At 71.0% G+C, this 21,959-nt stretch carries 22 protein-coding genes and 2 tRNA genes; 8 read left to right on the forward strand and 16 right to left on the reverse strand.

Annotated features, from left to right (window positions below; all coding sequences use genetic code 11):
* Positions 1-141 precede the first annotated feature (141 nt).
* Together OIE13_RS27610 and OIE13_RS27615 are read left to right on the forward strand one after the other, a co-directional pair.
* The gene (locus OIE13_RS27610; RefSeq protein WP_326828908.1) at positions 142-303 is read left to right on the forward strand and encodes a hypothetical protein; all 162 of its coding nucleotides are present in this window, start codon (positions 142-144) and stop codon (positions 301-303) included.
* Between the two features lie 246 nt (positions 304-549).
* Complete coding sequence (locus OIE13_RS27615) at positions 550-1,149, forward strand: helix-turn-helix domain-containing protein (protein ID WP_326828909.1); 600 nt, start codon at positions 550-552, stop codon at positions 1,147-1,149.
* A 41-nt stretch (positions 1,150-1,190) separates the two neighbouring features.
* Here OIE13_RS27615 and OIE13_RS27620 read toward each other — a convergent pair whose 3' ends face one another.
* From OIE13_RS27620 to OIE13_RS27640, 5 genes are all read right to left on the reverse strand, one after another.
* A complete protein-coding gene (locus OIE13_RS27620) occupies positions 1,191-2,999 on the reverse strand; it encodes an ABC transporter ATP-binding protein (protein WP_326828910.1) in 1,809 nt (602 codons plus the stop codon).
* Between the two features lies 1 nt (position 3,000).
* On the reverse strand, positions 3,001-3,840 hold the full coding sequence (locus OIE13_RS27625; RefSeq protein ID WP_326635130.1) for an ABC transporter permease: 840 nt from the start codon (positions 3,838-3,840) through the stop codon (positions 3,001-3,003).
* A gap of 75 nt (positions 3,841-3,915) precedes the next feature.
* Positions 3,916-4,878, reverse strand: a complete 963-nt coding sequence (locus OIE13_RS27630) for an ABC transporter permease (RefSeq protein WP_326635128.1) — start codon at positions 4,876-4,878, stop codon at positions 3,916-3,918.
* Positions 4,878-6,935, reverse strand: a complete 2,058-nt coding sequence (locus OIE13_RS27635; protein ID WP_326828911.1) for an alpha/beta hydrolase family protein — start codon at positions 6,933-6,935, stop codon at positions 4,878-4,880. The genes OIE13_RS27630 and OIE13_RS27635 overlap by 1 nt, the downstream gene beginning before the upstream one ends.
* The gene (locus OIE13_RS27640) at positions 6,932-8,572 is read right to left on the reverse strand and encodes an ABC transporter substrate-binding protein (protein ID WP_326828912.1); all 1,641 of its coding nucleotides are present in this window, start codon (positions 8,570-8,572) and stop codon (positions 6,932-6,934) included. Before OIE13_RS27640 ends, OIE13_RS27635 begins: the two co-directional genes overlap by 4 nt.
* A 127-nt stretch (positions 8,573-8,699) precedes the next feature.
* On the opposite strand from OIE13_RS27640, the gene OIE13_RS27645 reads away from it, so the two are divergent.
* A complete protein-coding gene (locus OIE13_RS27645) occupies positions 8,700-8,936 on the forward strand; it encodes a glutaredoxin family protein (protein WP_030921755.1) in 237 nt (78 codons plus the stop codon).
* A 31-nt stretch (positions 8,937-8,967) separates the two neighbouring features.
* Here OIE13_RS27645 and OIE13_RS27650 read toward each other — a convergent pair whose 3' ends face one another.
* The 9 genes from OIE13_RS27650 to OIE13_RS27690 form a co-directional block, all read right to left on the reverse strand.
* Complete coding sequence (locus tag OIE13_RS27650; protein WP_326828913.1) at positions 8,968-9,537, reverse strand: TMEM165/GDT1 family protein; 570 nt, start codon at positions 9,535-9,537, stop codon at positions 8,968-8,970.
* 486 nt (positions 9,538-10,023) lie between these two features.
* Positions 10,024-11,076, reverse strand: coding sequence for a UDP-N-acetylmuramate dehydrogenase (locus tag OIE13_RS27655; RefSeq protein ID WP_326828914.1), 1,053 nt, complete (start codon positions 11,074-11,076; stop codon positions 10,024-10,026).
* 36 nt (positions 11,077-11,112) lie between these two features.
* Positions 11,113-12,384, reverse strand: a complete 1,272-nt coding sequence (locus OIE13_RS27660) for a hypothetical protein (RefSeq protein ID WP_326635120.1) — start codon at positions 12,382-12,384, stop codon at positions 11,113-11,115.
* 72 nt (positions 12,385-12,456) lie between these two features.
* The gene (locus OIE13_RS27665; protein ID WP_326635118.1) at positions 12,457-12,885 is read right to left on the reverse strand and encodes a MaoC family dehydratase; all 429 of its coding nucleotides are present in this window, start codon (positions 12,883-12,885) and stop codon (positions 12,457-12,459) included.
* Position 12,886: 1 nt separating this feature from the next.
* The gene (locus OIE13_RS27670; RefSeq protein WP_326828915.1) at positions 12,887-13,333 is read right to left on the reverse strand and encodes a MaoC family dehydratase N-terminal domain-containing protein; all 447 of its coding nucleotides are present in this window, start codon (positions 13,331-13,333) and stop codon (positions 12,887-12,889) included.
* Between the two features lie 274 nt (positions 13,334-13,607).
* Entirely contained in the window at positions 13,608-13,772 is a 165-nt protein-coding gene (gene rpmG, locus OIE13_RS27675) for a 50S ribosomal protein L33 (protein WP_030921771.1), read from the reverse strand.
* 80 nt (positions 13,773-13,852) lie between these two features.
* A tRNA-Met gene (locus OIE13_RS27680) sits at positions 13,853-13,926 on the reverse strand.
* A 386-nt stretch (positions 13,927-14,312) separates the two neighbouring features.
* On the reverse strand, positions 14,313-14,534 hold the full coding sequence (locus OIE13_RS27685; RefSeq protein WP_326635102.1) for a GntR family transcriptional regulator: 222 nt from the start codon (positions 14,532-14,534) through the stop codon (positions 14,313-14,315).
* Positions 14,535-14,748: 214 nt separating this feature from the next.
* The gene (locus tag OIE13_RS27690; protein WP_326635100.1) at positions 14,749-15,510 is read right to left on the reverse strand and encodes a GntR family transcriptional regulator; all 762 of its coding nucleotides are present in this window, start codon (positions 15,508-15,510) and stop codon (positions 14,749-14,751) included.
* Positions 15,511-15,624: 114 nt separating this feature from the next.
* On the opposite strand from OIE13_RS27690, the gene OIE13_RS27695 reads away from it, so the two are divergent.
* The 4 genes from OIE13_RS27695 to OIE13_RS27710 all read left to right on the forward strand — a co-directional run bounded on the left by OIE13_RS27695 (position 15,625) and on the right by OIE13_RS27710 (position 17,403).
* A complete protein-coding gene (locus tag OIE13_RS27695; RefSeq protein ID WP_326635098.1) occupies positions 15,625-16,188 on the forward strand; it encodes a hypothetical protein in 564 nt (187 codons plus the stop codon).
* Between the two features lie 500 nt (positions 16,189-16,688).
* Positions 16,689-16,874, forward strand: coding sequence for a hypothetical protein (locus OIE13_RS27700; RefSeq protein ID WP_326635097.1), 186 nt, complete (start codon positions 16,689-16,691; stop codon positions 16,872-16,874).
* A complete protein-coding gene (locus OIE13_RS27705) occupies positions 16,871-17,089 on the forward strand; it encodes a hypothetical protein (protein WP_326635095.1) in 219 nt (72 codons plus the stop codon). The genes OIE13_RS27700 and OIE13_RS27705 overlap by 4 nt, the downstream gene beginning before the upstream one ends.
* Positions 17,086-17,403, forward strand: coding sequence for a hypothetical protein (locus OIE13_RS27710; RefSeq protein ID WP_326635094.1), 318 nt, complete (start codon positions 17,086-17,088; stop codon positions 17,401-17,403). Before OIE13_RS27705 ends, OIE13_RS27710 begins: the two co-directional genes overlap by 4 nt.
* Before the next feature lie 166 nt (positions 17,404-17,569).
* On the opposite strand, the gene OIE13_RS27715 is transcribed toward OIE13_RS27710, so the two are convergent.
* A tRNA-Thr gene (locus OIE13_RS27715) sits at positions 17,570-17,642 on the reverse strand.
* A gap of 360 nt (positions 17,643-18,002) precedes the next feature.
* Here OIE13_RS27715 and OIE13_RS27720 point away from each other — a divergent pair.
* Positions 18,003-18,632, forward strand: a complete 630-nt coding sequence (locus OIE13_RS27720; protein ID WP_326635092.1) for a hemerythrin domain-containing protein — start codon at positions 18,003-18,005, stop codon at positions 18,630-18,632.
* Positions 18,633-18,674: 42 nt separating this feature from the next.
* Here OIE13_RS27720 and OIE13_RS27725 read toward each other — a convergent pair whose 3' ends face one another.
* Positions 18,675-21,953, reverse strand: a complete 3,279-nt coding sequence (locus tag OIE13_RS27725; RefSeq protein ID WP_326635090.1) for a BTAD domain-containing putative transcriptional regulator — start codon at positions 21,951-21,953, stop codon at positions 18,675-18,677.
* Positions 21,954-21,959: the final 6 nt, after the last annotated feature.

Consider the following 21,959-nt stretch of genomic DNA (forward strand, 5'->3'; position numbering starts at 1 on the left):
GGAACGTCGCACTAGGTGGGGCCTAGGTAGTGGCGGGGCGCGGAGCGGTCCGGAGATAGGACATCCTCCCGATGTGGGACCGGGGGCCTTAGGACGAGTCTTGAGTCTGTAAGGAAAGCGCCACACCAGGAAGGAACCCCCATGGGTCCCGAGCTTCAGCTCCAGTTGATCGCCTACCGGACCGCCGAGCTCCTTGAGGAGGCCGACAACCACCGCCTCGCCCGCGAGGCCCAGGAGAACAGGAAGGCCCGCCCGGGCGGCAAGCGCGGCAGGGGCCTCCTCGGCAAGATCATTTCGGCATGACCACGTCCCGAGAGCCCGGCCGCCTCATTCCGCCCGGCCGGGCCTCTCCGCCCCCGTAGAAGATCGACTTCACCGAGCGAAAAATGCTGTCGACCGAGGGCCTCGCCTACGCGCCGTTCACCGCGGCGATCCGCCGGCTCGTCCGCGAGTGCGGTGCCGAGGAGGTCGCGGCCGCCCACCGCCTCGCCCTGATCGGCTGACCTCCTGCATCATGGATACCGATCGGATCGGGAAGAGGAGACAGACGTGCAGCGCGAGAATGGCATCGCCGTCGGCATGGCCCCCGCTCCCCCTGAGTCTTCGGGGGTGCGCGGAGCGATCGCCGCCAACCTGCGCCGCACCCGCCTGGCCCGAGGGTTCAGCGTTCGCGAGCTGGCCGAGCTGACCGGCGTGAGCAAGGCACTCATCTCCCAGGTCGAGCGCGGCGTGGCCAACCCCACGGTCGAGGTGCTGTCGCGGCTCGCGACCTCCCTGGAACTGACCTTCGGCGAGCTGACCCGGGTCCACCTGATCGGCCCGGAGGTGATCCGCCACGACGAGGGACTCGTCCTCCCCGCCGGGGACACGACGGTCCGCGCCTTGTTCGCGGCCCCCGACCGGCGCCGCTTCGAACTGGCCGAGGGCCACATCCCGCCGGGCACCCGCAGCGCCAAGAGCTCCCACGGCCGCGGCTCGGTGGAACACGCCTACGTCGTCTCCGGCGAGGTGACCGTCGAGACCGAGGAGTGGTCGGTCACCATCGCCGCGGGCGACGCCGTGCGCTTCGCCGCCGAGTCCGACCACGTCTACGCCACCGGCTCCGCCGCCTGCCGCGTCCTGACCCTGATCTCGTTCTCCGAGGACTGACGACCGTCGCGTGCGGTTCTCCACCGGAGCGCGCGAGCCGGTCAGTCCAGCCAGTCGCCGGAGCCGTCGGGGACGCTGGCCAGCAGCGCCCGGGTGTAGGGATGCTCGGGCGCGTCGAGCACCCGGTCGGCGAGGCCGGTCTCCACGCACGTGCCCGACTCCAGCACGTAGAGCCGATCGGCGATCTGGCGGACCACGGCCAGGTCGTGGGTGATGAACAGCATCGCCATGGACAGTCGTTCCCGCAGCTCGGCGAGGAGACCCAGTACCTGGGCCTGGACCGAGACGTCGAGCGCCGACACCGGCTCGTCGCAGATCAGCAGGCGGGGCTCGCCCGCCACCGCGCGGGCGATCGCCACCCGCTGCCGCTCGCCGCCGGACAGCCCTGCCGGGCGCATCCCGGCCATGTCACGGGCCAGGCCGACCGACTCCAGGAGCCGGGCGAGGTCGTCCGGCCCGGCGGGACGGCCGTCGGCCCACAGCGCCTCCCGCAGGGTCGCCCCCACGGTCCGGGCGGGGTTGAGCGTCGAATAGGGGTCCTGGAAGATCATTTGTGAGATCCGGCGGGCCTGGCGCACGGCCGCGCGCCCCATCCGCCCGTAGTCGGAGCAGTCCGCGCCGCCGAGCAGGATCGCACCCCCGTCCGGACGCTCCAGCCCGGCGACGCATCGGGCCAGCGTGGTCTTGCCCGATCCGGACTCGCCGACCACACCGACGACCTCGCCCGGAGCGACAGTCAGGCTCACGCCCGCCAGCGCCGGGTGCGGGCTCCCGGCGAACCACCGGCGCAGGTCACGCACCTCCAGCACCGGCTCGGCCGCGACCGGCGGCCTGGAGACGACCCCCGGTTCCGGCGCGGGCGGCGCGGGCAGCTCGGCCGCCCGCAGGCACGCCGACAGCCGCCCTTCGCGGACGCGCCCCGACACGCGTACGGGACGTGGCTCCGGCACTCCCGCGCGGCACTCCGGCACGGCCAGCGAGCACCGATCGGCGAACCCGCACCGCCCTGCCGCCGCGTCGTGCGCGGGGACGGCCCCCGGCACCGAGGGAATCACCGCGAGCCGCCGGTCCGCGGGCGGCTCGGCCGCCAGCAGCGCCCGGGTGTACGGGTGGAACTGCTCATGCCGCACGGCCGCCGCACGGCCGGTCTCCATGACCCGTCCCGCGTACATCACCATGACCCGGTCACAGGTGGAGAAGGCCAGGCGCAGGTCGTGGGTGATGAGGACGAACGCCATGTCCCGTTCGCGCTGGACACGCCGGATGAGGGAGAGGACCTCGCGCTGGGTGGTGGCGTCGAGCGCGGTCGTCGGCTCGTCGGCGACCAGCACCCGCGGCCCTCCGGCCAGTGCGGCGGCCAGCCCGATCCGCTGGCGCATGCCGCCGGACAGCTGGAAGGGGTAGCGCCCCGCGACATTCGCCGGCAGACCCACCTCCGCCAGCAGCCGCGGCACCTCGACGGCCGCGTCCGCGCCCTTCGGCAACCCGTCGGCGATCTGGCGCCCGGCCCGGCGCAACGGGTTGAGCAGGGTGAACGGGTCCTGCATCAGGAGGGAGACCACGCCGCCGCGCTGCCGCCGCCGGGCACGCGGGTCGTCGTCCACCCGCTCGCCCGCGATGCGCACCTGCCCCGTGGCCTCCAATCCCTGAGGCAACAGGCCGAGCATCGCACGGACCGTGAGGGACTTGCCCGAACCCGACTCCCCCACGATGGCGACCGACTCTCCGGCCGCCACCTCGAACGACACCTCCGACAGGAGGGTCCGCCCGGTGGAGGGCTGCCGGACCTTGATTCCCTCGACCCGGATCGCGGGCTCGGCGGTCGCCCCGGTTCCGGTGGACTCCTTCATCTCAACGTGCCCTTCCCCGGCGATCGACGCGTTCGTGGAGCCAGTCACCGACGATGTTCAGCGCGGCGGCCGTGAGGATGATGGCGAGGCCGGGTGCGACCACTGCCCAGGGGTTGACGAGCAGTTGGGCCCGGTTGTCCGCCAGGGTGCGCCCCCAGTCGGGCGAGCCCGCGGGCACCCCCAGGCCGAGGAAGGACAGCGAGGCCAGGGACACCAGGGCGTAGGCGAAGTTGAGAAACCCGTTGGCCAGCGTGACCGAGGCGATGTTGGGCCAGATCTGCCTCGTCATGATCCGCCACGCGGAGAGGTTCTTGAGAAGTGCCGCCTCGACATAGGGGCGGTGCCGCTGTTCGAGCACGGCTCCGCGCACCACCCTCGTGTCGGTGGGGGCGAACAGCACGACGAGCACGGCGACCGCCAGGCCGTACCCTCCGCCCAGTACCCCGGCGACGACGATCGCCACCAGCAGGGCGGGCAGGGAGAACATCAGGTCCGCCCAGCGCATGGCCAGCGCGTCGGCCCAGCCGCCGAAGTATCCGGCGGGCAGCCCGATGAGGTTGCCGATCAGCATCGACCCGGCGGCGACGCACAGCGCGCCGGGAACGGCCGTACGGGCTCCCGCGACGAGCAGTTCCAGCACGTCGCGGCCAAGGTCGTCGGTGCCGAGCGGATGACCTGGCGCGGGGCCGGTGATGCCGAGCAGGAGGTCCTGGTCGGTCGCGCCGGGCACCAGCCAGGGCGAGAGCACCGCGGCCACGGCCACGGCGAGCAGGACGGCCAGCGCGCCGGCCACGGCCACCTGGGGACGGCGCCGCACGACCGCCGGAAAACGGCCTCTCACGATGCCCCCTCAGGCGAGATACAGCGAATCACGGCAGCCTCCCACCCGACACGACGGCGTGCCCGCCCGTGGAGCTCACGATGTCCTCCCGCCGAACCGGACCCGGGGGTCGGCCACCGAATAGCCGATGTCCACCAGCAGGTTGACTGCGACGATGAGCAGGGTGAACAGCAGCCCGAGCGCCTGGACGGCCGGGACGTCCTTGAAGGTGACCGAGTCGACGAGCAGCGAGCCGAGACCGGGAAGCGCGAACGTCACCTCGACCAGCACGGTCCCGGCCAGCATGCCGGTCACGATGAGCCCGGCCGCGGTGAGGATGGGGACCAGCGAGTTGCGCAGCGCGTATCCGAGGACGGCCGCGCCGCCCAGACCACGCGCGCGGGCGAAGACCACGTAGTCCTGGTCGAGCTCGCGGATGAGCGCCGCCCTGCTGAAGCGGACGAACATGCCCACGGCGCCGACGGCCAGCGCGACCGCGGGCAGCGTGAGGTGCCACACCTGGCCGACCAGGCCCTCGCCCGTCCCGTACACGGGAAACCAGCCGAGCCCCGCGGCGAACACCACGAGCAGCAGCAGCCCGACCGCGAAGGGCGGGGCGCTCAACCCCACCACACCGGCGGTGACGACGAGGCGATCGGCGGCCCGGCCCCGCCGCAGCGCCCCGACCACGCCCAGCGGAACCCCCACCAGCAGGGCGAGCAGCGCGCCGTACCCGACGAGCGCCAGGGTGAGCGGCAGCCGCTGACCGATCATGTCGGCGACCGGCATCCCGGTCCTGACCGAGGTCCCGAGGTCACCGTGGAGGACGCCGCCGAGCCAGCGCAGGTACTGCGCGGGCAGCGGCTCGTCGAGGTGGTAGCGGGCCTGGATCGCCGCGATGGTCTCCGGGGTGGCGGGGCGGGTGCCCAGCAGGGTCTGCTGGACCGAGCCGGGGGCGAGGTAGAGCAGGCCGAACATGCCGACCGACAGCAGCGCGACGACGACGACGGTGCCCGCGAACCTGCGCAGCAGGAAGAGACCCCGGTCACGCCCCGCCATCAGAGCACCCCGTTTCCTGTCAGCCACGCGACCACGCGCTCCGCCGCGTCCCCGCGGTGCGCTCCCTCCGTCAGCTCGTGGCCCTCCCGAGGGTAGACGACCAGCTGGGTCCGGACGCCGGCCGCCGACCAGGCACGATAGAGCTGCTCCGCCTGCCCGACGGGGGTGGTGCGGTCCTCGGCGCCGTGCAGGATCAGCGTCGGTGTGGTGACCCCGGCCGCGTGGCACACCGGCGAGCGGGCGGCGAGAAACTCCCTGCCCTGGGGTGTGGCGGGGTCGGCCCCTCGGTGATAGAGGAGGTCGAAGCCGCCGCCGAGGTTGCTCGCGGTGGCGAAGCTGAGCCAGTCGCTCACCCCGGACATCACCACGGCTGCCCGGAACCGGCCGGTTCGGGTCACCGCCCACGCGCTCAGGTAGCCGCCGTAGCTGAGCCCCATGACGGCCATCCGCTCCGGGTCCGCGACTCCGGCCGCGACGAGGTGGTCCACACCCGCGAGGACGTCGCCCAGGTCGTCCTCACCGAATCGCCCGATGACCCGGCGCGCGTACTCCTGGCCGCGCCCGCTGCTCCCGCGCGGGTTCGGCAGCAGTACGGCCGCACCCGCGTGCGCGAGCGCGGCGGCGAGCCCGCCGGACTCGGCCGGCGCGAAGGCAGTGGACCACAGCCAGGTCGGCCCTCCATGCACGATCACCACCAGCGGCGCCGGTCCCGCCCCGGTCCCGCCGGTTCCCGTGGGACCGGCGGGACCGGCGGGACCGGCGGGACCGATGGGGTTGGCGGGACCGGCGGAAGGGGAGAGGTTCGGGGAAACGGCGGGATCGACGGTGGCAACGGGTGAGATCGGCGACCTCCGCAGCAGGAGACCCTGGACGGCGAGGCCGTCCTGGCCGGTCCAGGAGACCTCCTCCTGGTGCACGGCGAGCGGCGCCAGCACGGCGTTGAGATCGGTGACCTGGCGCCAGTCGCCCTTGGCCACCTGGGCGACCGCCACCTCTGGGGGGCATTCGGCCGTCTCCCAGACGGCGACGGCGAGCGCACCGGTGCGATCCACCGAGAGTGACGGTTGCCCGTCGCGCCCGCCCAGGGTTCCCCAGGAGGTCCAGCGGGTCAGCGGGCGGCCGTCGGCGGTCAGGGTGCCGCCGTGCGTGCCGGTACCCGACCACCCGGTGAACCACAGGGTGTCCTCGTCCAGCCAGCCCAGATCGGTGACGTCGTCGACGGCGGCCAATGGCGTCGCCTCCCCGGTGACGAGGTCGACGCGGATGATCCGCCCGGAGACGATGGAGAGCCCCTCGACCACGACGGCGGTACGCCCGCCGGGCGCCAGCCGGGGACGGCTGAGCTGCCAGGAGGTGCGCAGCAGGGTCCGGAGTTCACCGCTCTCAGGATCGACCAGGTCGAGGGCGGGCCGGTAGTACCCGGCGGGCGTCTCGTCGGCCGAGGTGACGGCCAGTACGACGCCGTCCCGCCAATCGGCGTCCCACACGGTCAGGCCGCGCAGCGGCACCGTCCGCAGTTCCCCGTCGCCCACCCGTGCCCACGCGAGTCGCCTGCGCCTGTCACCCGGCGTGCGGACGAAGGGATCGGTCTCATCGCGGACCCGGAGGCCGAGGTGGCTGCCGTCGCGCTCGCTGCCCGGGTCGGCGAACCGCACGAGCACGGTACCGTCACCACCGGGGACGAGGTCCTCGATCTCCCCTCCCACGCGGACCCGCCAGGCGGGGACCGGATCGCCGGGCGAACGGACCTCGACGTGGTCGAGGTCAGGGCCGTCACCGGCGGCGAGCAGCAGCCTCCCGTCCGGCAGCCACCGCGTCAACGCGTGCCATTCCGTCCCCGTGCCCGCCACGGGAACGGGCACCGGGACCGGTCCTCGGCTTCCGCTCTCGGCTCCGGCTCCGGCTCCGGCTCCGGACAGGTCGAGCACGTGTGCGACGGGCCGGCCGTCCGGGCGCGGAAGAACACAGGCGACGCGGGCCCCCTCCGCATCCAGCACCACGGCCTCGGGCACGCGCAGACCGGCGAGTGCGGCGTACGCCTCCAGTGCCGCGGTCATGAGCGGGTGGTGATCTCGGTGGCCCAGGGACCGACGAAGAAGTAGGGTCCGAACTCGCCGGTCCCCACGCCGGGGCCGAACGCCGTCGCCGCCTCTCCCCACCAGAGCGGCTGGTACGGGACGTCACCCGCAGCCTTGACCAGTGCCTCCCCGAGAAGCCTGCCGCGTGCCGTGTCGTCCGTTCCGGTCTTCGCCTCGTCGAGCAGCCCGGTCACCTCGGCATTGGCGTACTCGGCGATGTTCGTGCCGTTCACACCGGTGGCGGCGCCGTTCAGGAGCTGCTGGATGTACTCCGCGGGGTCGCCCGTGGTGGCGAAGTACCATCCCAGGTAGATGCCGGAGGCGTGCTTGCCGAGCTCGGCGATCCACTGCTCCAGCGGGACCTCCTTGACCTCCAGGGTGATGCCGATGCCCTTGAGGTTCTCGGCGAGGGTCAGTGCGGCCCTGCCGAGTTGCGGCCCGCTGTTCGGATAGGTCAGCACGTCGGCGAAGCCGCCGGGCACCGAGGAGGCTGCCAGTTCGGCACGTGCCTTGGCCAGGTCGAACCCGTACTGCGGAATGCTCGCGTACAGGTTCTCCACCTCCGCCTCCCCGAGCACGCCGCCCCACTGGGCGGGGTCGGTGAGCGTGGTGGCCACCCTGCCGTGACCGCGCAGCACGCTGCGGAGGATTCCCTCCCTGTCGACGGCGTGGGCGACCGCCCTGCGGACATGGACGTCGTCCCACGGCTTCTTGGCGGTGTTGAAGGCGAGCGTGACGAGGGAGCGGTCGCTCGCCGCCTTCACCTCGACGCCGGGCAGCCCCTTCCACTGGTCGATCTGCTCGGCGGGCACGTTCAGCGCCACGTCGACGGACCCGCCGCGCATGGCGAGGAGCCTGGTCGACTCCTCGGGAACGAAGTCGATGTCAATCCGGCGGTACGGGGCCTTGCCTCCCCACCAGGCGTCGTTGCGCTCCAGCGTCACGTGCGAGTCGGGGGCGAACTCCGTCACCCGGTACGGGCCCGTGCCCAGGATCTTCGCGGTGGGGGTGCCGATGCCGTCGCCGGAGACCTCGATGAACTTCCTGCTCGTGACCATGAGGGTGCCTGGCGAGGGCGTCCAGGCGAACGAGGCGTCGGGCCGCTTCAGCGTGATCGTGACCTCGGCCGGCCCGCTTGCCTCGATCTTCTTCACATTGGCGTACGCGTACGCGAAGGCCGAGGTGGAGCCCTTTCGCGCGTGCAGGTCGAGGCTGGCCACGACGTCGTCCGCGGTCAGCGGCGTCCCGTCGGAGAAGGTCACGCCCTGGCGGATGGCGTAGACATAGGTCGTCGCGTCCTTCCTGGTCCAGGACTCGGCGAGCGATGGCTGGAGGCTGCCGTCGCGCCCCACCCCGACGAGCGCCTCCTGGCACAGGAGCGCGACGACGTAGTTCATGATGCCCGCCTCCTTGCTCGCGTCGAGCGAGCCGAGGGAGGAGGGCAGCGCGACCTTGAGGACGTCAAGGGACTTCGCCGCGCCGGCCGGGCCCCCGGTCGCCGGTTCGGGCGACTCACAGGCCACGGCGAGGCCGGGGACGGCGGCCAGGCCGCTCACGATGGCGATGGATCTCAGCAGGGACCGCCGGGTGAGGGCGACGTCGGGGAGCTCGGTCACGGGGACCCACTTTCGTGCGACCAGCCAGCCCGCTCAGCTGCTGTGTCTACCATTAATATCCACTTGGCGAGTGAGAATATTCACTATTCACCGTTCACGTCAAACCCACCTTTTGAATAGGGAATACATGTCCTCCCTCACCGTCTACAGCGCTCCGTGGTGCGGTCACTGCCACCGGCTGAAGGCCGCGCTCACCCGCGCGGAGATCCCCTTCGTCGAGGTGGACGTCGATCGGACGCCCGGCGCGATCGAGCTCATCACCGACCTCGGCGGCGGCTCCTGGCTGATCCCCACGGTGCTCCTCCCCGACGGATCGGCGCTGGTCAATCCCAGCGTTCGGGAGATCGAAGCCCGGCTGGCCTGACCGGTCACCGCTCCGCCGGGGAGAAGCACGGTCAGGCCAGCAGGGGTTCGACCAGTAGGATCACGCCGAAGACGGCGAACGCGGCGGCGGCGCCGTACCTGATGGTCTTCTCCGGCAGGTGCTTGCCGAGCATCCGTCCGACCAGGATGGCCAGGGCGTCGGCGGCGACCATGCCGACGGTCGAGCCGATCCAGGTGCCGAACCAGCCGTGCTGGGTGGCGAGGGTGATGGTGGCGAGCATGGTCTTGTCACCCAGCTCGGCGAGGAAGAAGGCGACGGTCACAGCGATGATCGCCGACCGGGTGGTGCGCTGCGCCTTCTGGGCCTCCTCGTCCGTCAGCTCGTCCCCGCGCAGCGTCCACAGGGCGAAGCCGAGGAAGGCGATTCCGGCGATGATCGTGATCGCCGTGGTGGGAAGAAGGTCACCGGCCAGACCGCCGAGACCGACACTGACCAGGTGGACCACCGCGGTGGCCAGGGTGATTCCGGCGAGGACCGGCCACGGCTTGAACCGGGTGGCGAAGGTCATGGCCATGAGCTGGCTCTTGTCGCCCAACTCCGCGACGAAGATCACAACAAGGCTGATCCAGAACGCTTCCAATGGAGGGTGCCCTTCCCGCGTGCGCGGCCGGGCTGAAGGGGAGAACCCGGGGAGTTTCGGGCACGTCTTCGGCCCGGCGGCATCGATGATTGCCTGCCAGGCCGAAGGTCTCGTCCGCCCCGGAGCCGTGTGAGAACGGCCGGATCCAAGGCCCGCGCGACCGGGCGCCCTGGGGCGCCAGTATGTCGATCACGCGATTGGGACTACTCCCCTTCGGGTGTTTCCATCAGACCCTAGCAGCCGAGACCTGACGCTCATTCCCTCGCCCCGGTCCTAGTCCGGAGACCGATACCTTCGCAGGTCAGGCCCCCTGGCAATCCGGCTCCCCGAAGATCCATGCCTCTTGGGTCACTCCCCCTCCAAGGATCAGGACCCTCGCGTAGGCAGGTCCCCTCGGCCCGTGAGCCCGCCTCCCGGCCCAAAGCCGGAAGCCACTCAAAGCCGGAAGCCACTCAAAGCCGGAAGCCGCTCAGAGGCGGGTGCCGCTCAGAGGCGGGTGCCGACCATCACGGGCTCGTTGACGAGGGTGACGCCGAATTTCTCCAGGACCCCGTCCCTGACCTCGCGGGCGAGGTCGAGAAGCTCCTCGGTCGATGCCGACAGTTCCGGATTTGTCATGGCAAGGGTGTGCTTGGTGGAGATGCGGGCCGGGCCACGCCGGTATCCCTTCGGGAACCCGGCGTTCTCGATCAGCCACGCCGCCGGAACCTTGACCGTCCCGTCCGGCATGTCCCAGCGGGGGAACCCCGGCGCCCGCAGCTCCAGTTCGGCGGCCTGTCCGCCGGTCAGAATCGGGTTGGTGAAGAACGACCCCGCACTGCGGGTGTCCGGGTCGGCCGCGTCCAGGACCATGCCCTTGCCCGCGCGCAACTCCAGCACCGCCGCGCGAGCCCGCGCCAGCGGCACCCGGTCACCCAGGGCGACCCCCAGCCGCAGGGCCAGCTCCCGGTAGGCGATCGGGCCGGACAGCGCGTCGCCGGCCGACGTGCCGGCGGCCAGCTCGTAGGTGACCGCGAGCACGACGTGCCGCCCAAGATCCTCCTTGAACGCGCTGTGCCGGTAGGCGAACCCGCACTCCCGCGCGGCCAGGTCCCGCACCTCGCCACTCCGGCGGTCGTAGACCCGGACAGCAATGATCGTCTGGGAGACGTCCTGCCCGTAGGCGCCGACGTTCTGGATCGGTGTGGACCCGACCAGCCCGGGAATGCCGGACAGGCACTCCACTCCCGAACGGCCCTCCGCCACCGTGCGCTCGACCAGGGAGTCCCAGTCCTCGCCCGCCTGCGCGGTGACCCGGCCCCCGTCGATCTCAACGCCCCGGGAGGCGACCCGCACGACCAGGCCGTCGAACCCCTCGTCGGAGACGACCAGGTTGCTGCCACCGCCGAGCACGAGCACCGGCTCGCCCGCCCGGTCGGCCTCGGCCACCAGCTCGACGATCTCCTCGGCCGACCCGGCCGCCACGAACGCCCTGGCCGCCCCGCCCAGCCCAAGCGTCGTGTACGGCGCCAGCCGTACCCCTGCCACCCGCTCCGTCATACGCTTCCCCACACCCGGCAGAAATCCGCGACCAGCCTACGGGGAGCGCAGCAACCTCAGCACCCGGTCGTAGGTCCGCCACGACTCGGCCTCGCGGTATTCGGGGTCGACATCGTCCTGACCGCGGTGCCGCTCCTGGTGGACCGGGAGGTCCTTGCCCAGGCCGACCAGGATGCCGGGGAGCCCGAGCGAGAACTCCAGGTCGGCGTTGCGGTAGTAGCGGGCCTCGGTGGGGAAACCGCCCGCGGCGAGCACCGCATCGCGCCGGACCGCGATCAGGTGGCCGAGCAGTGCCCGGACCTCGCCGGGCTCGGCCTCCAGCCACTCCTGACCGTCCTCGCGAGGGTTCACGCCCTTCCAGCCCGCCGCGGTGATGTCGTCGTCCAGCGCCTTGACCAGCGGGGTGATGGCGTCTCCGTCCAGGAGCATCGAGGTGTCCATGACGACGTGCACGTCAGAGGTGTCGAGGCGCAGTAGCTTGTCACGGCTCTCCCCCCACCCGGCGGAGCCGCCCCTCCAGTCCGGAAGCTCGGCCACATGCCATGCCGCCACCCGGTGGGGGAACTCCCGCACCAACTCCTGCAGGACGGCTCCGGCTCCGTCCAGGTTCCCCAGATCGAGGGCGAGGATCCTGGCCTCCGTACGGGCGACCAGGGCGCGTACGCACTCGCGCAGCTCTTCTGGCCGGCCGTCGACCAGCAGCGCGACGGTCACCGTCGAGTGCGCGGCCCTCGGCTCCTCGACCTCGGCGGGGGCGACGATGGTCTCGTCGAGCCTGGAAACCGACAGGCTGGCATCCCAGAGCAACTGGGAGGAGACCATCCACTCGGGATGGCCGTGGAGATCGTCCGACCGGCCGACCAGCTCGGAGCCCTCGGGCCTCGACTGGGGTGCCGCCTCGGTCTCGGCGACCCGCTCCGCGTCCAGGGCTCCGAGCCGCCCGGGGTGCCGTCCCGGATCCGCAGCCTCGGAGACCTGTCCGGCATCGGCAGATTCGTCCCGTCCCCGGACCGAGTCTTCGGTGCCGGCGCCCGCGGAGGTACCCGGCCGCGCACCGGAACCGTCCCGCGCCGGGGGGCCCTCGCGCCCCCCGGCAGCCGAGGCGTCCTCGGGCAGGGAACGGAGCGTGGGCCACACCTCGAAGGGCGGTACGGGGATGAGCTCGAAGCCGACCGCGGTGTCCTGGACGAGCCAGCCCTCAGCCCTGATCTCGTCACGGAGCGCGTCGGCCATGGCATGGTCGTGCTCGGCTCGCGCCCTGGCCCACCGCTCGGCCAGGTCGGTCACGTCAGGTGATACTTCGCTCATGCTGGGGACGCTACCCACGGACCGGGAGAAGATTCGGCCCCGGCCCGCGAGTATGCCGCCGCCCGACAGGGCCTAGGACAGCTGGACCACCGCGCGGGCCTTGGACAGGACCCGGGAGTCGTTGGACCTGGCGGTCAGGACGACCACCACGCGCTTGTCCTCCAGCTTCTCCTCGATGAGCCCGCTCACAGTGATCACGGCACCCTGGTCGTCGTCCGGAACGACGACCATGGAGGAGAACCGCACCCCGTAGTCGACGACCGCGCCCGGGTCGCCCGCCCAGTCGGTGACGAACCGTCCGCCCTGGGCCATGGTGAACATGCCGTGGGCGATGACGTCCGGCAGCCCGACGGTCTTGGCGAAGCGCTCGTTCCAGTGGATGGGATTGAAGTCGCCGGACGCCCCGGCGTACATCACCAGGCCGGCGCGGCGCACCGGGTATTCGGCGGGCGGGATCTCCTGACCCGTCTCGACCTCGTCGTACTTGACAGTCGCAGCCATCTCAGCCCGCCCCTCCACGCTCGACGATGGTGCTGTAGGTCGTGCACACGGACTCGCCGTCGACGGTGCTGACCTCGCTCCTGACGGTGATCAGCCCGTTGCGGCCGGCGCTGCGGATGTCGGTCACGGTGGAGACGCTGACCAGCTCGTCCCCGGCGCGGATCGGCCGCCGGTACTCGAAACGCTGCTCGCCGTGGACCACCATGGCGAAGTTCAGGCCGAGCTCGGGGTCGCTCAGGATCGACCCCCCGGCCAGGCCGAACACGATGGGGAAGGTCGGCGGGGCGATCACGTCGGGGTGCCCTGCCGCCTGGGCGGCCTCCCGGTCCCGGTAGATCGGGTTGTCGTCGCCGATCGCGGTCGCGAACTCTTTGATCTTCACGCGACTGACCTCGTACGGCGAGGAGGGCGCGGACGCCCGCCCGACGAAGTCACGGTTCAGAGCCATCGTGCTCCTTTGCGGATACCGAGCCGGCAAGGCCGGAACCGGTGGGTCAGGCCGACACAGTAACAGAACAAGATTCCAGGGTGGCCTCCGGGGCCACCAGGAAACCGTAGCTCGGGGCCGCTACAGCCCCACCTGTCCGCCACGGTCAACGCCCAAGCGGAAAAACTATGCCGATACGACAAACCGGCGCCCACCTGGGGACGCCGGTTCTCGTGGAGTATGTGCGTGCCCATCAGACACTCATCTCCCGCCGGAGCGGAAGGCTTCGCGCAGACTAGCGAGTCTCGCGGTGCGCCTGGTGCGTCTTGCAGTTCGGGCAGTACTTCTTCAGCTCAAGCCGATCCGGGTCGTTGCGCCGGTTCTTCCGCGTGATGTAGTTGCGGTGCTTGCACTCCTGGCAGGCCAGCGTGATCTTCGGCCTAACGTCGGTGGCAGCCACTTGGGAGTGCCTTTCTACCTTCGGGACAGTGGACAACCCACGACAGAGCCCCTCTTATGGGAGAGGACCCGGGTGGGTAGTAGCGGAGGCCGGACTTGAACCGGCGACACAACGATTATGAGCCGTTTGCTCTGCCTGACTGAGCTACTCCGCCTTGAGGCCGATGGAATCGACCGACCCCGCAAGGATACCCGACCCGCAGAGTGACTGCGTACTTGTGCAGGTCAGGGCGATCTCTTCTGGGTTACCCCAGTATGCCCGTTCATGCCTCGGGAACCTTGAGTGTTTTCTGGCTGCCTTTAAGGCCAACCAAGCCGAAAGCCCTAACCGGATGGCTAGGGCCTTTAGGCTGTCGAGCCCCTTTACGGAATCGAACCGTAGACCTTCTCCTTACCACGCAGAACCCGGCGTAGAGATGATCTGTGCGTCCCCGCGAACTTGCTCGTCAGCCATGGTACACGCTAGGCACCAGTGGTCGTGGTTCCCTCGGAGCGCGCGAGATCATCGCGCAAAAATCGCGCACTCCGAGCGGCACAGACGTCAGACCAGGGGCGGTTGCCTGGACTGACGGACACAGCACACCGCGCGGACCGTAATCCGGGCAAGTCCGAACTCCTGCATCAGTTCCGTTTCGGATGGCAACTTCGCCCCGGGACCAAGCTCGCCGATCCGCGCACGCAGGATGTCCGCGAGCTGTCTGAAGACCGGCGTGTAGGAGCCATGATCAATCACGATCTTGAGGGTATAGGCGCAGGTCAGCACCTATACGCGTGACTATAAGCGCTCATGCGCTTGTCAGTACAAGAGTCACGAGGAGCCGCCGACCCCAGCCGGACACGACGCAGCCTCGCACTGGGAGTGCGCGAGGCCGCCTCGTACCGTACCGACCGATCACTCCACGTCGATGCGCCAGGATTAGCCGAGCATCGACAGTTCCGTGGGGATCACAATGTCAGCCACCGCGACCGGCCGCCCCTCACAGCACGATGTGATCTACCCGTACAGCCCGATCAGCAGGAATCACGATCGGATCCGCGACCTCGACCACGCGTTCCTGGGCGTACATCAGCCGGGTGATGGAGAAGACCGGCACACCGGACGCGATCCCGAGCCGCTCGGCCTCCTCCGGCGTCGGCATCCGCGCCGCGGTTTCCTCAGCGATGCGGTCGATCTCGATACCGAGCGTCCGCAACTGGCCGATGTTGCCACCCGGCCAGGGCTCGTTGTGCGGGTCGGCAACTGGCGTGCCCTCGACATCGGCGGCCAGGAGGCAGGAGCGCGACATCTGGCTCGGCAGGCCCGCAGCGTAGAACACGAACCGCCGCTCAAGTACTCGGTCACCGGCCGCGACCCCGAAGAGGTCAGCCAGGCGCTCGTCAGCAGTAGTCCACCGATAGGCCTTGTCCAGCCGGTACTGCGACCATGTGATCCCCTGATCACGGGTGAACGAGGTCTGCGGGGAGGTCTGCGGGCCGGCGTCAGCGAGGTAGCGGTCCATGGAGATACGCCGGACAGGCGGCCGCACCCGTACGTAGGTTCCCGACCCTTGGCGGGACTCGATCAGGCCCTCGTTGCGGAGGATCTCCAGCGCCCGCCGGATGAGGATGTCGGAGACTCCGTGCTCCTCGGCCAGCACCCGCTGCGGCGGGAGCTTCACTCCTGGGGCGACTTCACCCGATGTGATCTGTTCGCGCAGGTGATCGGCGACACGGAGGTACGCGTGTGGCCTTTCGGTCACGTCTACCTCCTGAATCTCGTAAACCTCGAATTGGCTTGACAGGAGCGTACACGATCAGGCAAGTTCGTATACGAACTTACTCACTCTGTATATGGCCTCGCCTTTGGAGTGTCCATGCCCGCTGCTGCCCCTCATGATCCGGCACATCACGCTCGCCTGTCCTACATGTGGCGGGACGAGCACTGGCACCTGCTCGACACCCCGGAGCCCGCCGTTGTCTTGGTCAGCTCCACCGTGTCTCAGGGGTCGCCATACCCCGACCCCGCCCAGGCGGAGGCCGCGTTCTGGCGATCCGTCGCCAGCAGCATCCTGACCCATCACCGGCGCATCGTCTCCGCCACCTGGCCCAAGGTCAACGCCGAGGCGGCCGTGCTACTCGACCCCGCCACCAACCTGTTCCACCTCGCCTGCCGCGACGGCCAGGCGGCCGGAGCCCGCTGCTTCACCAGCCAGGCCGAGGCCCACACCGCGTGGGCCGACGCCGTACAGGCGCTCATCGCCGACCGCTTCCTCGGCTGGACTATGTGGACCAGCGACACCGGGCGTTGGTGGGCCACCCGCCGCACCGAGTTGACCCAGGACGAGGCAGACATGGGAGTAGCCCGCACCCTCAACGCCGATGACCCCGAGAGCCTCGTGGAGCTCCTGCTCAAGGAGCAGGCGGAGCGGCTGGCGTGACAGCGCCCCCTCCCGAGCCGCCCTCCCGTCCTCCCGGGTTCACCTGCCAGAAGTGCGGGCTGCCTCTGGAGCGGATGTGGTCCCTGTACGTCGGCCACTTCTGGGGCACCCGGGAAGGCGCTCTTGGCCCGGGTCAATGCCAGAAGAACGTGTTCATGGGTACTGCCTACGGCCCGCACACCCCGCCCTCATGATCTCCCGGCCGCCTCTGCCCTGAGGTGGTGGCGGCCGGCGCACAACCCCCGAAGCGGAACGGCTGGTCCGCTCTCGGGGCTGGTGGCCTCACTCCTCCGGCGGAGGGGTCGAAGAGGTGAGGCCGTCTGCACGGCCCGGCACGGTGCCGCCGGGCCAGGGGTTCCCGCCCCCGTCTTCCCCGATCAGGGGCGGGAACCCCACCGATCTCCGGCAGACCGGTTTCTGGTGACTCCGATCTGCCGGCCTGGCCCCCGACCGTCTCCCCACGCGGCGGGGGCCACCACCCGAACCCGAAGGAGAACCCGGTGAGTGAACCGCCCAAAGACGATGCTCTAGCTGACTCGCTGGCCGAGGCGCTCGCCGCTCAGCAGCAGCTCGACGCCTTCACCGCCCGCCACCGCCGCCCATCCGTGGACGAGCTGGTCGAGTGGATGTTGGAGAAACCGGCCCTGCCGCGCACCCAGTACCCGACCCCTGAGGAGAGCACGTGACCGTCTTCCTGCCTGGCGATGTCGTCGCCTCAGCGGAGATCAAGCATCTGTGGTTCGTGCACGGCCACCCCGACATCGAGCTGCTCCTCACGAACCCCGCTGGGCTGTGCGTGTCCATCCCAGACGCTGAGCAGCGCTACGGGCGCCTGTTCCTGCACTGCCGCCCCTCCGGCCACCCCCCTATGGCTCCGCTCCGGCAGGAGGCGCAGCGTTGAGCGCCCCCGACGGCCAAGCCGACGCTCACGAGCAGGCGCCCGCCGCCCCAGGAATCAAGTACGGCGTCCGCTGGACACCTGGCCCCGGCCAGCACCCGACCGTGATCCCCAGCATCAGCCCCGACGAAGCCGAAAGCCTCGCCCACCGGGTCGGCGTCCTACAGCAGGTGTCCGGCAACGTCGATGACGCCGTCGCCGTCTACCGGGTGCCTGGCGAAGAGTGGACCGTCCTGCTACCGCCGCACGCCAGCCGCCTCATCATCGGGTCAGCAGTCGGATCGCCTCGTCGCGGTCGCCGCCGGCGTCCGCGATGAGCTGTTCCGGCATCGGCCGGTCTCCCCGGTGGCGGATCGCGCAGACGTGCTGCAATTCCCCGCCGCGAGAGTGGGCTGACGGCGCTGTCGCGCAAATATCGCGCACAACGAAAAACACCCGACTCCGCGATCTCGCGGGTCGGGCGTTTCTACTGGTCAGACTGTGAGCCCCTTTACGGAATCGAACCGTAGACCTTCTCCTTACCATGGAGACGCTCTGCCGACTGAGCTAAAGGGGCCTGTCCGTGTCGCTCTCGCTTGCGGACAGGTGTAACCATACACGGCTCCGCAGCGGGATGCGAAATCAATCAAGGACCGCCCGGATCACCACAGCTCCTCCCCCGACGGCCCCCTCAAACCACCACCGACGCCCCGGATCCGGCCTCTGCCGGGGAACCTCCCGACGTCCACCACGACGGCCACCACGACGGCCGGCGGGCGGCACCTGACGGCCGGCGGGCGGCAGCGGAGGCGCGCCTCACCAAGCCCACCGCGTCGGGCTGCCGATCGCACTACCAAGTAGCCGCCAAGTAGCCCATAAGAGAGCTGCCGCACCGTAGTCGGGTAAGCCGCCCGCATCGCCCAAGGAGCCCTCCGACATGACCCCAGAGCTGTTGGGATTCCAGATCACCCACCGCGCCATGCGCGGTGACGTCCGCCGCCTGGCCGACCTCGCGACCCAGCTGACCGATGGACGGCAGGTAGCCGGCCCGGCCCGCGCCGGCGCCATCGCCGGATTCATCGCGACCCTGAACCAGGGCATCCACCACCACCACACGATGGAGGACGAGGTGCTCTGGCCCGTCATCGAACGGTCCGCCGGAGCCGAGGTCGACCTTCGCGACCTGAGTGACGACCACGCCGATCTCGACCCGCTGCTGGCCGAGATCAACGGCCAGGCCGCCGCGTTCGCCTCGACCGGCGACGCCTCCGCGCTCGCCAAGTCCCTCACCCGGCTGGCCGACATGCTCGACGAGCACATCATCGAAGAGGAGCGACTGCTCTTCCCGATCATCAAGAAGTACGTGTCCGTCGCCGACTGGGAGACGGTCGAGACGGCGGTCCGCAAGGGCGGGAACGTCAAGATCGATCTGCCGAGGATCGAGCAGTACGCCAAGCCCGACGAGCTGGCCAGGCTGCGCAGGCTCGCCGGTCCCATGCTGACGCTGATGCTCTCCCTGTTCCGGCGCGGCCACCGGCGCCGCCTGCTGCTCATCTTCGGCTCCTGACCCAGGCCGCCGGGCCTCGCGCCCGCCCCGGGCGGGCGCCGCCTACGACCGGTTCGAGCCTCCAGCTGGGGTCCGGCCACCTCGCACCGCGAGTGCCTCCGCCGCCCTGCGTGCCCAGTGCGGCGAGCCGATCCGCTCGGCGACCCGCACCGCCTGCTCGTAGTGGGCACTCGCGTCGTGGCCGAGGAAGACGGCCAGGTCGCCCAGGATCAGGGCGACCGGTCCCAGCGTGACCGATCCGGAGTGCATCCCGGCCAGCTCGCCGTCCCAGGGCAGCAGCACCCGGTAGCAGCCTTCGGCCACCGCACGGTCGCCCAGCGCGATAGCGCTCTCGCCGCGCAGCCCCTGCCAGAGGAGCCAGTAGTAGTCCAGGTGGGGCTCCTGATCAGGCTTCCAGTAGGCGCGAGCCTCGTCCAGACGGCCCTCGGCGACCAGCGCCCGGACGACGATGTCCGCCATCCCCTCGGGAGCGAAGAAGTACAGCGTCAGCAGTTCCTGTATGTCGTGCGGCACACCGGCCGCCAGCCGGGCCACGAAACGGCCCAGGGCACCGATGATGTGGGCGTTGGCCCCGCCGACGGCCACCATCCGCTCGCCGATCGCCAGGTAGGACCGTTCCGCGCCCTCGAAGTCACCCCTGACCAGCAGGACCAGCGTGTCGAGCATGGACAGCACGCCCAGCGCCAGGCCAAGCTGGCCGGTGGTGGAGTGCTCCAGGGCGCGGTCCGCGTGCCGCCTGGCCGCGGCCAGGTCGCAGCGGCCCAGGCTGACCATGAACAGGGCGTGGTGCCCCTGCATCGCGTACCCGGGCAGCCCGTCGCGGTCGCCCAGTTCGACCAGCTCCCGGCCCAGGATCTCAAGCTCGTCACGGCGGCCCGGTGTCAGCAGCACGAAGTAGCGGGCGTTGAGGGCCAGGCAGACGAGGTCGGTACGGCCCAGCCGCCGGGCGATCACGATCGCCTCCGCGCTGTAGGCACGGCAGCGCTCGTCGTCGTGCCCCTCCAACTCGAAGACGAGCGTGGCCAGCAGCCGGCAGCGGGTCTCGTCGTCGGCGCCGTCCAGCGCCTCCACCAGCGCGTCGACGAGCGGCTGGTCCACGTGCCTGTCGGGCTGGATCGACCAGGTCACCGGGGCGTCGTAGGCGGTCAGCGCCCGGTTCAGGCCGTCGCCCAGCCGCCGCGCGAGGGCGATGGCCCGCTCCCGGTTCTCCCTGGCGGCCAGCGCGTTGCCCTCGTGCGCCTGGACCTGCACCAGCGAGCAGAGCAGGTCGAGCCGGAGCGCGTCGTCGTCGCTCAGCTCCAGCGCCCCCCGGTAGAACGCCCCGGCCTCCCGGTAGGAGTGCATGCCGCGCGCCTGCTCGGCCGCCGCCCTGGCGTAGGACACCGCCCGCCCCGCCGAGGCCGGGGTGGCCGCGGCGAGCGCGTGGTGTCCCAGCGCGGTGACCTCCCCCGGCCGGACCCGCTCCAGCGCGCCGACGACCCTGCCGTGCAGGCGCATGCGGCGCAGTCCCGGCGTGTCCTCGTACAGCGTCTCCCTGACGAGCACGTGGGCGAAGCGCACCCGGCCCGGCGCGGGCTCGGTCAGCAGCCCGGTCAGCACGCCCGCCTCCAGCGCTTCGAGCACGACCTCCTCGTCGGAGCCGTCCAGGGCGAGCAGCACGTCGACGTCGATGTCCCGCCCGACGACGGCCGCGTCCCGCAGGGTTCTCTGGGTCGCCGCGGGCAGCCTGGCGATCCTGCGCCGGATCAGGTCGCGCACGCCAGGCGGCAGCGCGCGGGCGGCCGAGGTGCCGTCCGTGGTGATCAGCCGCGCGGTCTCGCAGACGAACAGCGGGTTGCCGCCGGTGCGCTCGGCCACGGTCCGCGCGGTCACCTCGTCCACCTCCCGGCCCGAGCGCTCGCGCAGCAGCAGCGCCACGTCCTCGCCGCCGAGCCCGTGCAGGTCGAGCCGGTGGGTCTCGCGCCCGGCCAGGGCTGCCCAGGTCGCCCCCAGGTGATCGACGGCCTCGGTGTGCCGGTAGGTCGCGACGATCATGATGTCGGCCTCGGCGACGCCCGTCGCGAGGTGGCGCAGGAGCTGGAGCGTCTCGCTGTCGGCCCGGTGCACGTCCTCCACGACCACCAGCAGCCGGGTGCCCTGCCCGACGATCCGCGAGAGGTAGTCGCCCACCGTCCGGGCCAGCAGGAACGGTCCCGCCGGCGGGGCGTCGTCGTCCAGCAGCGGCGCCAGCCGGGCGGCCAGGTCGTCCTGGGGCGGCCGGTCCACGGCCAGGGCGCGCAGCACCTCGCTCCACGCCCAGGCGGGCGGCGCCCCGCCGTCGGTCTCCGGGCACTGCCCGGTCGCGGTCAGCCAGCCACGTGCCGCCAGCCGCCTGGCGAACGCGGCGACCAGCGCGCTCTTGCCCGCTCCGGGATCTCCGCCCAGCCAGACCGTGCGCAGCCCGCCCCGGTCCGCGATCGCCTGCAGCGCCGCCATCTCCTCCGTACGGCCCACGAGGTCGGGTACGGGGTCGGGTACGGGGTCGGCACCGGAGATCGGTGCCTGTCCGGAGGCGGGCGCGGGCGGGCGGTTCAGGGAATCGGCATGGGCGAGGATGTCGCCCTCCAGCGCGCGCAGCGCGGGGCCCGGATCCACCCCCAGCTCGTTGACGAGGGTCTCGCGGGCCTTCCTGATCGTGGCCAGGGCGTCGGCCTGCCGCCCGGCCCGGTAGTAGGCCAGGGCGAGCAGCCGGACGGCGCTCTCCCTGAGCGGATGGGCTCGGACGTGCGGCTCAAGCTCGATCTCGGCGTTGCGTCCGAGCACCAGCAGCGCCTCCGCCCGGTGCTCCACTGCGACCAGCCGCAACTCGTCCAGCCGTACGGCCTCGGGCTCCGCCCACTCGTTGTCGGCGAACTCCGCGTAGGCCGGCCCCTGCCAGAGCGCGAGCGCCCGGTCCACCGCCTCCAGTGCCCGCGTCCCGTCTCCCGCGGCGAGCGCGGCCCCGGCGGCGTCGACCAGGCGGGGGAACAGCCAGGCGTCCACCTGCTCGGGCTCCAGCCGGAGGCGGTAACCGGGTGCGGCGCTGACCAGCATCGTGGCGGGCGTGCGCGGCAGCCTTCCGGGTTCGAGCACCCGCCGCAGGTTGGACACGTAGACCTGGAGGGCGGCCAGCGCCTTGGGAGGAGGTTGCCCACGCCACAGGTCATCGATGAAACGATCGGTGGAGACCACGTGTCCACCCGCCGCGACGAGCCTGGCCACCACGGCCCGCTGACGGGAGGTGCCGAGGTCGACAGTATGGCCGTTGATCTCCGCCTGAAGCGGACCAAGAACTCGCAACATAGCAAA

It is taken from the genome of Streptosporangium sp. NBC_01810, assembly GCF_035917355.1.
Taxonomy (GTDB): Bacteria; Actinomycetota; Actinomycetes; order Streptosporangiales; family Streptosporangiaceae; genus Streptosporangium.